At 61.1% G+C, this 10,572-nt stretch carries 9 protein-coding genes; 1 reads left to right on the top strand and 8 read right to left on the bottom strand.

Annotation, left to right across the window (positions count from 1 at the left end; genetic code table 11):
- Positions 1 to 1,080: 1,080 nt before the first annotated feature.
- From KPG71_RS19255 to KPG71_RS19280, 6 genes are all read right to left on the bottom strand, one after another.
- Complete coding sequence (locus tag KPG71_RS19255) at positions 1,081 to 2,211, bottom strand: M20 family metallopeptidase (RefSeq protein WP_216340332.1); 1,131 nt, start codon at positions 2,209 to 2,211, stop codon at positions 1,081 to 1,083.
- Between the two features lie 21 nt (positions 2,212 to 2,232).
- The gene (locus KPG71_RS19260) at positions 2,233 to 3,210 is read right to left on the bottom strand and encodes an ABC transporter ATP-binding protein (protein WP_216340334.1); all 978 of its coding nucleotides are present in this window, start codon (positions 3,208 to 3,210) and stop codon (positions 2,233 to 2,235) included.
- A complete protein-coding gene (locus tag KPG71_RS19265; protein WP_216340336.1) occupies positions 3,207 to 4,259 on the bottom strand; it encodes an ABC transporter ATP-binding protein in 1,053 nt (350 codons plus the stop codon). The genes KPG71_RS19260 and KPG71_RS19265 overlap by 4 nt, the downstream gene beginning before the upstream one ends.
- Positions 4,260 to 4,263: 4 nt before the next feature.
- Entirely contained in the window at positions 4,264 to 5,148 is an 885-nt protein-coding gene (locus KPG71_RS19270) for an ABC transporter permease (protein ID WP_216340338.1), read from the bottom strand.
- A gap of 33 nt (positions 5,149 to 5,181) precedes the next feature.
- Positions 5,182 to 6,123, bottom strand: coding sequence for an ABC transporter permease (locus KPG71_RS19275; protein ID WP_216340340.1), 942 nt, complete (start codon positions 6,121 to 6,123; stop codon positions 5,182 to 5,184).
- A gap of 66 nt (positions 6,124 to 6,189) precedes the next feature.
- Positions 6,190 to 7,803 carry an ABC transporter substrate-binding protein gene (locus KPG71_RS19280; RefSeq protein ID WP_216340342.1) on the bottom strand — a complete coding sequence of 538 codons (1,614 nt, stop codon included), beginning with the start codon at positions 7,801 to 7,803 and terminating at the stop codon, positions 6,190 to 6,192.
- A 259-nt stretch (positions 7,804 to 8,062) separates the two neighbouring features.
- On the opposite strand from KPG71_RS19280, the gene KPG71_RS19285 reads away from it, so the two are divergent.
- Complete coding sequence (locus KPG71_RS19285) at positions 8,063 to 8,614, top strand: cupin domain-containing protein (RefSeq protein ID WP_301182930.1); 552 nt, start codon at positions 8,063 to 8,065, stop codon at positions 8,612 to 8,614.
- A gap of 6 nt (positions 8,615 to 8,620) precedes the next feature.
- Here the strand turns inward: KPG71_RS19285 and KPG71_RS19290 are convergent, their stop codons facing one another.
- The gene (locus KPG71_RS19290; protein ID WP_216340346.1) at positions 8,621 to 10,039 is read right to left on the bottom strand and encodes an amidase; all 1,419 of its coding nucleotides are present in this window, start codon (positions 10,037 to 10,039) and stop codon (positions 8,621 to 8,623) included.
- Between the two features lie 72 nt (positions 10,040 to 10,111).
- A partial coding sequence (locus KPG71_RS19295; protein WP_216338608.1) for a M20/M25/M40 family metallo-hydrolase occupies positions 10,112 to 10,572 on the bottom strand: 461 nt, incomplete at its 5' end.

A 10,572-nucleotide genomic window follows, 5' to 3' on the forward strand; every position in this document is an offset into this window, starting at 1 on the left:
ACGCCACCCGCGCGAACGACACACCGAACCACCCCGGGAGCTGTCCTTTCGCGGGTGAGTGTCGGCTTTAAAGCTGCGGGGATCGTTCGGGGACGCGTGAGACAGCCGCCTTCGCCGTCCCCCGTCAGGTCACCTGCAGGACCCTTCCTTTCTGTTTTTCCGACCAAACCGCCCCCGGATAATGCCCCGGTCGGGAGCGTCGTCGGCGGTTTCGGATGGTTATCTTCGGCTTCGAAGGTCTCCTACCACCCCAGCCAGGTCCTTACGATCCTTGTTCCGATGACAGTCCCGGCGAAAAACCGCAGGGGATTTGCCCCTGATCGGTGCCTCTCCGCCGATAGCATCAGCATTTGCGCAACACTACGGCCATGCTGTCTGGTCCGACGGTTGTCACACGCCCTGATTCCACTCCATGTGAGACCTCAACGAAGGCTGTCACCGGAGGGCAGAGTCATGTCCAGCGCAGTTATCTTGATCGGTCTGGTCGCGATCTGCGGTCTCCTGTTCGCTTTGGCGTGCACGGTGGACCGGGATATCGGCTGACGCTCGCTCGGTGTGGCGAGGGCTGTCTCATGCCGTGTATCAGATGTATTTCGGACCGAACCCAAGGGATTAGGGCTCCCAATCGCGCTATTCGGCCATTTTCAATTGGCCCGAGTGGAGCCCGCTAAGCCGTAGGATGCGCAATCCGGAAAACGGCGCCGTTCCCCGGATGAACAAGTCACGCAACCTCGAGCCATTTCGGCACCAAATGTCAAACGGGTCAAAGACGCGGGGCACGTGACAGATTTGACAATGCCACGTAGACAGCAAGTTTTTTGCACCTCAATTCGCGCTCACTTGCCATCAGCCGCATTCAGCTGACATTTTAGTTGTTCCGGCAGCCACGGCGAGAAGACCAAATCAACCCTCAGATTATCGCCACTAGCACAGACACCCCTAAAAGCACGAGCAAAACGACCAATCCGATCAGCCCTCCAATGGGCCTGACCGGCTGCGCCACACCGCATTGCGGGCAGATCGGCGTGTTGCGTTTCAGTTTGCTGCCACAGTTCAGGCAGTGGGTCTTGTCTGACATTCTCACATGATTTGCAGACGGCCCAGACGGGTGAAGACCTCGACACAGGGCTCCATCAGCGCGGTTTCGAAATATTCGTCCGTCTGATGTGCCATCGCCATCGCACCCGGCCCCATGATCAGGGTCGCCGGATTGCCCATCGCGGGTTTCAGCACCGAGGCGTCGGTGAAATACGTCGCCGTGCCGACCTCGGGCCGCTGGCCTGTCACCTCTTCGACCACGGAAAATACCTGGCTCATCCACGGATGATCGGGGTCGGTATAGACATGATCCATATCCGTCATCGGCTCGATCTCCACGTCGTCGCCAAGAAGCGTGCCAAGCTGTTCCTTGATACCGGCATTGCTCTGCCCCACGGTCGAGCGGATATCGACGCCCACGCGCGCCAGATCGGGAACCGAATTGACGTTCAGCCCCGCACTCATGTTGCCAACATTCAACGAAGGCCCGCCCATGACGGGGTGCGCCTCGACGCCGAAATCGAACCCGCGCAGGGCGTCTATCGACGCACAGGCGGCGAAAATGGCGTTCTTCCCCTTTTCCGGCATAGAGCCATGCGCCGTCACCCCCTTGTGGACAAGCGATAGCCACAGCGCGCCCTTGTGCCCGATGAACGGGCGGTTGTCCGTGGGTTCCGCCACGACCAGCGCATCGCATGTGCCCAACAGGTCCGGGCGATCGGCCAGGGCCAGCACGCCCTCGCATCCGGTTTCCTCGCCAGCGCTGAAGATCAGTTTGACCTCTGCACGCCGCACCGGCTCTTGCGCCAAAGCAAGCCCCGCCATGATGCAGGCGGCTACACCGCTTTTCATGTCCGATGTCCCGCGCCCGTACATGCGGCCATCCTTGATCTCGCCTGCAAACGGGTCTTCGCTCCAGTCCACCTGCCCAAGCGGCACGGTATCGAGATGCCCGGAATAGACGATGGCGCCGCGTGTCACCTCTTCGGTCGTGGGTAGCGTTGCAATCAGATTGGGGCGCTGCGGCAACCAGTCATGCCATGTGATCTGAAACCCCTCCTCTTCCAGCAACCCCGCGATATATTGCGCGCAGTCTGCCTCGTTTCCCGGCGGGCTGATCGTGTTGAACGAAATCAGCTTGCGGGTCAGGTCCAGTCCGGTCAGGTCAGTCATTCTTGTCTCCGGCAAGATGGGTCAGCGAAGATGGCACGCGGCCATGTGCCCCGGCGCGACCTCGCGCAGCTCGGGCTCTTCCTTGAAACAGCGGTCCACGGCAAAGGGACAGCGGGTATTGAAATTGCACCCCTTGGGCGGCTTCATCGGGCTTGGCACATCCCCTTTCAGCACCTTGCGTGTCTTGCGCCTGCGCGGGTCGGGAATGGGAACGGAGTCAAGCAGCGCCTCGGTATAGGGATGCTGGGGCGAGCGGAACAGGCTTTGCTTGTCCGTGATCTCGACCAGCTTGCCCAGATACATCACGCCGATCCGGTGGCTGATATGCTGCACGATCGCCAGATCATGGGCGATGAACAGATAGGACAGGCCCAGTTCCTCTTGCAGGTCCATCATCAGGTTCACCACCTGCGCCTGCACCGACACGTCCAGCGCCGAAACGGGTTCGTCGGCGATGATGATCTCGGGGTTCAGCGCAAGCGCCCGCGCGATCCCCAGCCTCTGGCGTTGCCCGCCCGAAAATTCATAGGGGAAGCGATGCATCGCATCCTGACGTAAGCCGACCCGCGCAAACAGATCGGCCACTTTTTCACGCCGTTCGGTTGGCGACAGATTTCCATAGTTGCCAAGGGGTTCGCCAACGATATCCCCTGCCAGCAGCCTTTGATTGAGCGAGGCATAGGGGTCCTGAAAGATGACCTGCATCTGCTGACGATACGGGTGCATCTCCCGGCGCGAGATATGGGTGATATCCTTGCCTTTCAGCAAAATCTGCCCGCTGGTCGGATCTTCCAGACGCAGGATCGCCTTGCCCGTCGTGGACTTGCCACAACCCGACTCCCCGACAATCCCAAGGGTTTCGCCCGCATTCACCGAGAACGAAACACCGTCCACGGCATAAACGCGCGCCTGCTCGCGGTTGCGCAATCCTCCCCGGATCGGGAAATGCTTGGTGAGGTTCTTGACTTCAAGAAGAGGAGGCTCTGATTTCTCTGTCATAGGGTCCAGTCCGGCAGGTTTGCGCTTTCCCAGCACGCGGCAAGATGGTCGGGTTTCTTGGGTTCAAGGGCGGGATATTCCGCGCGACAACGGTCCGTCGCAAAGGCGCAACGCTCGGCAAAGGTGCAGCCCTTCGGAAGGTTGGTCAGGGCCGGAACGATACCGGGAATTTCCGACAGCCGCTCCTGACGCGCTTCCGAAAAATCGGTCGTCAGCCGCGGCACCGAACGCATCAGCCCCCGCGTATACGGGTGCTGAGGGCGTTCGAAGATTTCGGCAACGTCCGCCTCTTCCACCTTGCGCCCGGCATACATCACCAAAACCCGGTCGGCCATTTCGGCTACCACGCCCAGATCATGCGTGATCAGGATGATCGCGGTTTTCAGCTTGTCGCGGATTTCCTCCATCAGCGCCAGGATCTGCGCCTGAATGGTCACGTCCAGCGCCGTCGTCGGCTCGTCCGCGATCAATACCGAAGGGTTGCAGGACAGCGCCATGGCGATCATCACCCGCTGCCGCATCCCGCCTGACAACTGGTGCGGATATTCCTTCAGCCGGCGGCGCGGCTCGGGGATATGCACAAGGTCCAGCATTTCGGCGGCATGGTCCATCGCCTGCTTCTGCGACAGTCCCTGATGCAGCATGATCGCCTCGGTCAACTGATCCCCGATGCTCAGCACCGGGTTGAGCGACGACATCGGATCCTGAAAGATCATCGAGATTTCGTTGCCGCGCACATGGCGCATCTCTTCTTCGCTGGCCTGCAACAGATCACGTCCCTTGAACATGATCCGACCCGAGGCAAACCGCGCAGGCGGGCGCGGCAAAAGCTGCATGACCGACAGCGAAGTGATGGATTTCCCGCAGCCGGATTCCCCCACCACGCTCAGGATTTCACCCGGACGGACCGAAAAACTCAGCCCGTCCACTGCCTTCACGACGCCATCGCGCGTGTCGAAATATGTGCGCAGGTCTTCCACCTGAAGCACGGGGTCCGTTCCGGCATCCGCGGATGGGCCGCGATCCAGAAGGGCGGTGTCTTCGGTCATCTTCTCAGACCCTCCTTTGCATACGGGGATCGAGCGAGTCACGCAAACCGTCCCCGAACGTGTTGATCGCGAAAACCGTCAGCGCCAGAAACGCGCCCGGATACAGGATGATCCCGACGGATTGGAAAAAGAACATGCGCCCTTCGGCCATGATGTTGCCCCAGCTCGGGATTTCCGGCGGCGTGCCCGCGCCGACAAAGCTCAGGTAAGCCTCGAAAATCACAGCCTGTGCACAGATGTAGGTGGCCTGCACGATCAGCGGCGGAATGGTGTTGGGCAGGATGTGCCGGATCAGGATACGCGGGGTCGAGGTACCGCAGGCAATCGCGGCCTGCACATAAAGCTGGTCGCGCAGCATCAGGACAACCGACCGCACCAGTCGCACCACACGCGGAATTTCCGGGATGGTCAGCGCCAGGATCACGTTGGGCACGCTGCTTCCCCAAAGCGCCACGAGAGCGATGGCCAGAAGGATCGACGGAATGGACATCAGAGCATCCATCAGGCGCATGATCACCGCATCGACACCGCGCACAAAGCCCGACACCAGCCCGATGGCCAGCCCAAAGCTGGTGGCCAGGGCCGCGACCGTCAGCCCGACCACCAGCGAAACCTGACCGCCATGCAACACGCGGCTGAACAGATCACGCCCGTACATATCGGTCCCGAACAACGCGTCGGCGGACGGCGATTGCAGGCGGTCACGCGGGGATTGCTGCATCGGGTCGGGCAATCCCAGCCACGGCGCCAGAAACGCAAGCCCGGCCATCAGCAACAGGACAGCCACACCGAACAGCATCGTCGGATTACGTTTGAAGGATTCCGCGACCACCCGCACGCGATGCTTCAGACGCGCGCCGAATGACAGTTCTTGCACATGCAAACTCATGGGTTTGTATCCTTGGACTTCTGGCTGACCGGTTCAGTACCGGATGCGCGGATCGAACAGCACATAGCTCAGGTCGATCAGCAGGTTCAGCAGGACATAGGTAAAGGAAAACACGAGGATAACGCCCTGAATCACGGGATAATCGGTGCGCAAAACCGCATCGACCGTCAGCCGTCCAAGGCCGGGAATGGCGAAAACGCTTTCGGTCACGACCACACCGCCGATCAGCAGGGCAACACCCAGGCCGATCGTCGTGCTGATCGGCACCATCGCGTTCTTGAGCGCATGTTTAATCAGAACCTTGCGCGTCGCCAGCCCCTTGGCATAGGCGGTGCGCACGTAATCCTCGTTCAGGACTTCCAGCATCGTGGCGCGCGTCATGCGTGCGATCAGCGCCATATAGACCGCCCCGAGCGTCAACGCGGGCAAGGTGATATGAGACAGGAATCCCGGAACGCTTTCGAGGATGCTGGTATATCCCTGAACCGGGAACCAGCCGAGCGTGCGTGAGCCTCCGAGGATCAACAGATACCCGATCACGAAGACCGGAACGGAAAATCCGAAAACCGCCAGCGTCATGACCGCACGGTCGATCCACGTACCGACTTTCCACGCCGCGATGACGCCAAGCGGAATCGCCATGGTGATGGCGATCAGCATGGTGCACAGCGTCAGCATCAGCGTCGGCTCCAGCCGCTGCCCGATCAGCTTGGTCACGGGCAGGCCGGAATAGATGGACTGGCCCATATCCCCCTGCAGCAGGTTGATCAGCCAACTCCCGAACTGGATATAAAGCGGATCGTTCAGGCCCAGTTGTTCGCGGATCTTCAGAATCTGCTCTTCCGTGGCGAAATCCCCGGCGATGATCGCCGCCGGATCGCCCGGACTGAGATGCAGCAGCATGAAAACGAACACCGCCACGATCGCCATGATCGGGATGGTCGCTATAAGTCGGCGAATGATATATGCGTACATGCCCGGCTCACCTTGTTGATTGGGCGGCAGCGCGCGACGGGCGCGCGCTGCCTGATCAAAGGACGATTACTCGACCGAAATGTTCCAGAAGAACGGAACCGGAGCCTCCAGAACGCCCTTCACGTTGTCGCGGAAGGCCGTCGGCTGGTAATACTGGCCGGTCGGGATGTAGGGCACGAAATCATACAGTTCGGCCTGCAATTCCTCGATGATCTCCATCTGCTTGCCCGCGTCGGTTTCCTTGGCAAAGGCATTGCGCAGATCTTCGATCTTCTGGTTCTCGGGCCAGCCGAACCAGGCGGTGTCGCCCGAGGCCGCAACCGAAATGTTCGTCACCGGGTTCAACTGGTCAGCCGCCAGCCACCATGTCGGGAAGATGTTCCAGCCACCGTTCTCGGGGGCTTCGCGCACCGCCCGGCGCGATGTCATCGTCGCCCAGTCCATCGCGACCAGCTTCACGTTCATGCCGATCTCGCGCAGCGCCTGCGCCGTCACCAGCGCCTGCCCGTGCGCCACCGGAATATCCGTCGGATCGAGGATCAGCACCTCGCGCCCGTCATAGCCGGATTCTGCCAGCAGGGCCTTGGCCTTTTCGACATCCTTTTCGCGCAGCGGTTCGCTGCCAATGTCGGTTTCGTAAGGTCCACCGCACATGAAATAGGCGCCGCAGAACTCTTCGAAATAGGCCGGATCACCCATGATCGAATACATGTAGTCGGCCTGTTGCACGGCCCACAACGCAGCCTGACGGGCCTTCTTGTTGTCGAACGGCGGATATTTGAAGTTGAAGCGCACGACGCCTTGCGTGCCCAGCGGGTCAACGGTTTCGACCTTGATCGACGGGTCCGACTGGATCATCGGCAGCAGGTCGACGGCGGGTTGCTCGTAGTAATCCACCTCACCGGCCAGCAGGGCCTGGCTTGCGGTTGCCGCATCGGGGATATAGCGCCACTCGACACGGTCCACATTGGCCACCTTGCCACCTGCGGCATAGCTTGCAGGCTCTTCACGCGGCACGTATTCGTCGAACTTTTCGTAAACCACCTTGTTGCCCGGCTGCCATTCGTCGGCAACGAACTTGAACGGCCCCGAGCCGATGATTTCCTCGACCTGCTTGTTGGGGTCGGTTTCGGCCAGGCGCTTGGGCATGATGAACGGCACGTTGGACGAAATCTTGCCCAGCGACTGCAACACCAGACCATAGGATTCGCTCAGCGTCAGAACGACGGTCTTGTCGTCGGCGGCTTCAAGGCTGGCGGTCACGCGCATCAGCTTCTGGCCCATGCCGTCACGCGCGCCCCACCGCTTGATCGAGGCAACGACGTCTTCTGCCGTCACCGGCGATCCATCATGGAACGTCAAGCCGTCGCGCAGTGTGATCGTATAGGTCAGACCGTCTTCGCTGACCTCGTGACCGGCAGCCATCTGCGGCTGGACTTCCAGGTTTTCGTCCAGCGCGAACAGCGTGTCGAACACCAGATACCCGTGGTTGCGGGTGATATAGGCCGTCGTCCAGATCGGGTCGACGTTGCGCAGGTCGGCATGCGGCACGATCTTCAGCACCGATTCCGCGCTGGCCGGCGCCGTGGCCGCCATCAGGCCCGCAACGGCAATCGGTGCGGACAGCACCGCATGGCGGGCGGATTTCTTCAATACATGTGCAAATGCAGTCATAGGCATTTGTGGCTCCCTGAGTTTGCTTCGCGGCAGGACGGTGCAAGCACCCACGCCACCGCTGGCTTTTATTCATGTTCATGGTCGCGCTGCGAAACAGCGGACAAGGCTCAGGGTAAGCGCAGGCAACAACATTATGCAAGTATCTTGCATGACCTTGTCCGCAAGTAACCGGGTTTGCTTAATTTTATAGCACAGTTGACAATGGAATCCGTCGGGAAAAGAACAAGGCAATGCAAATCACTGATCGAAAAAGGTTGGGTACATGATCGGAGAACGAATTAAATCACTACGCAGAATCCGAAACATGACCCTGAAACAACTGGCTGAACTGGCCAAAACCTCCGAAGGGCATATGTCGAAGATCGAGAACGACAAGACCCAGCCCTCGGTCGCCCTTCTGCATCGAATCACACAGGCGCTCGACATCACCATCGGGCTTCTGTTCGATGAAACGAACGGCAAGGAACAGGTCGTGTCGCGCATGGGCGAACGCCCTGTCATCGACCTTGATCCGGTCCGGCGCGGCACCGGAATCTGCCTCGAACGCATCATTCCCCATTCCAGAGATCACATCCTGCAATGCAACATCCACATCATCGAACCGGACGGCTCCAGCGAAGACCACATTCAGCATGTGGGCGAGGAAATGGGATACGTGCTGGAAGGCGAACTTGAACTGACGCTCGACGACATTGTGTATCACCTGCGTGAAAACGACTCCTTTCATTTCAATTCCAGCCGCCCGCATGCCTACCGCAACCCCGGAAAGACACGCACCCGCGTGCTGTGGGCCAACACCCCCCCGACCTTCTGATCCCGTTCAGGCGGCGGCCGGTTCCGGCGGGGCCTTCTGCGGCCAGAACGTCGCCTCGTGATAGAGCGCGGCAATCTCCAGAAGCCTCCGGTCGCTGCCTTTCCGGCCAATCAACTGGATGCCCATCGGCAACCCGTTCTCTCCGAACCCGGCAGGCATTGCGAGAGCAGGCAGCCCTGCCAGACTGGCGGGCACCATCGCCTCCATCCAGCGATGGTACGTATCCATCCCGACCCCGGCCACCTCTGCAGGCCAACTCCAGTCCATCGGAAACGGCCACACCTGCGCCGTGGGCAAAACCAAGGCATCGTAACTGTCAAAAAGCGCCGCTGCCGCCCGGAACCATCCCGAGCGGGCCACGCTTGCCTTGTGAACATCCACGGCCTTCATTGCCAGGCCACGCTCGATTTCCCAAACGGCATCAGCTTTGATCTGATCCCGCGTTTTCGGATTCTCCAGAAGCGCCGAGAGCTTTGAGGCCATGGTCCAGCTCCGCAAAGTGGTCCAACTGTCCCACAAGGCCTCGCGGCTGTAAGGCGCCGAAACCGGCTCCACCCGGCACCCGAGATCGGCAAGGGACTGGCAGGCGGCCTGACACAGCTCCAGAATGCCGTCATCCATCGGATAGGCTCCGCCCCAGTCCCCCAGCCAACCGATCCTGACCCCTGCCGGGTCGATCCCGGCCAGGTCCAGTTCGGGAACGGGCATACTGTGCGGCTGTCGCGGATCGGGGCCCGCCATGACCTTCAGCAACAGCGCAAGATCCTGCGGACTGCGCGCCATGGGGCCTTCCGTCGATATCTGATGCAGGAACGTGTCCGCAACGGGTTCGGCCGGAACAAGCCCCCAACTGGGCCGCATACCGTAGACGTTGTTCCACCCTGCGGGGTTGCGCAAGCTGCCCATCATGTCCGATCCGTCCGCGATCGACACCATGCGCGCCGCCAACGCAACCGCCGCACCGCCCGATGACCCGCCACAGGACACGCCGGAATTGTAAGGGTTGCATGTCGCGCCATGCACCGTGTTGAAAGTATGGCTGCCAAGGGCAAACTCGGGCGTGTTCGATTTCCCGATCACGATGGCCCCGGCAGCGCGCATGCGCGACACGAACAGATCGTCCTTTTCTGCGATCTTGTCCGCAAAGGCCGGGGACCCCATGCTTGTCGGGAACCCCTTCGCATTGGCCATATCCTTCACGCAAACCGGCAGGCCCGCCAGGGCGCCGTCCAGCCCTGCGGCATCGGCAGCGCGCGCCTCGGCCATCAGTGCATCGCCATCTTTCATCGACACGACAGCGTTCAGCGCGCCGTTCGTCTTTTCGATCCGCTCCAGCGTCGCGCGCATAAGATCTTCGGCGCTCAACTGTCCGGCCCCAAGACGGGCGCGCAGCTCAACCGCCCCAAGCTCCAGTATGTCGTTCATATCATGTCTCCCTGTCTTTCTGGCGGGTTGCGGAGGGGTCGCGGCGTCGCACGCGGCGGGCGGCGCCCCCTGCTACTCCACGATTTCCGCGGTTTCCACGACCGCATGCATCAGCACGTCGGCCCCGGCGGCGGCCCAGTCCCTGGTGATCTCCTCGGCCTCGTTGTGCGAGAGCCCGTCGACGCAGGGGCACATCACCATCGCCGTCGGCGCCACGCGGTTGATCCAGCACGCGTCGTGCCCCGCCCCCGACACCAGGTCGCGATGCGAATAGCCCAGCCGTTCCGCCGCCGCGCGCACCGCCGCGACGCAGCCCTTGTCGAACTCCACCGGGTCGAACCCGCCGGCGGTCTCGAACGCCACCTCGCAGCCCATATCGTCGCAAATCTCCGTCGCCGCCGCCTTCATCCGCGTGACCATGTCCTCGATCACCGCCAGCTGCGGCGAGCGGAAATCCACCGTGAACACCGCCTTGCCGGGGATCACGTTGCGCGAGTTGGGGAAGATGTCGATATGCCCCGCCGCGCCCACCG

The sequence above is a fragment of the Roseovarius sp. PS-C2 genome (assembly GCF_018862045.1).
In the GTDB taxonomy this organism is placed as follows: Bacteria; Pseudomonadota; Alphaproteobacteria; order Rhodobacterales; family Rhodobacteraceae; genus Roseovarius.

Bases quoted from the DNA above. Each gene is read 5' to 3' on its own strand.
- KPG71_RS19255 (WP_216340332.1), bottom strand. From the start codon at position 2,211: ATGACTGACCTGACCGGACTGGACCTGACCCGCAAGCTGATTTCGTTC.
- KPG71_RS19260 (WP_216340334.1), bottom strand. From the start codon at position 3,210: ATGACAGAGAAATCAGAGCCTCCTCTTCTTGAAGTCAAGAACCTCACC.
- KPG71_RS19265 (WP_216340336.1), bottom strand. From the start codon at position 4,259: ATGACCGAAGACACCGCCCTTCTGGATCGCGGCCCATCCGCGGATGCC.
- KPG71_RS19270 (WP_216340338.1), bottom strand. From the start codon at position 5,148: ATGAGTTTGCATGTGCAAGAACTGTCATTCGGCGCGCGTCTGAAGCAT.
- KPG71_RS19275 (WP_216340340.1), bottom strand. From the start codon at position 6,123: ATGTACGCATATATCATTCGCCGACTTATAGCGACCATCCCGATCATG.
- KPG71_RS19280 (WP_216340342.1), bottom strand. From the start codon at position 7,803: ATGCCTATGACTGCATTTGCACATGTATTGAAGAAATCCGCCCGCCAT.
- KPG71_RS19285 (WP_301182930.1), top strand. From the start codon at position 8,063: ATGATCGGAGAACGAATTAAATCACTACGCAGAATCCGAAACATGACC.
- KPG71_RS19290 (WP_216340346.1), bottom strand. From the start codon at position 10,039: ATGAACGACATACTGGAGCTTGGGGCGGTTGAGCTGCGCGCCCGTCTT.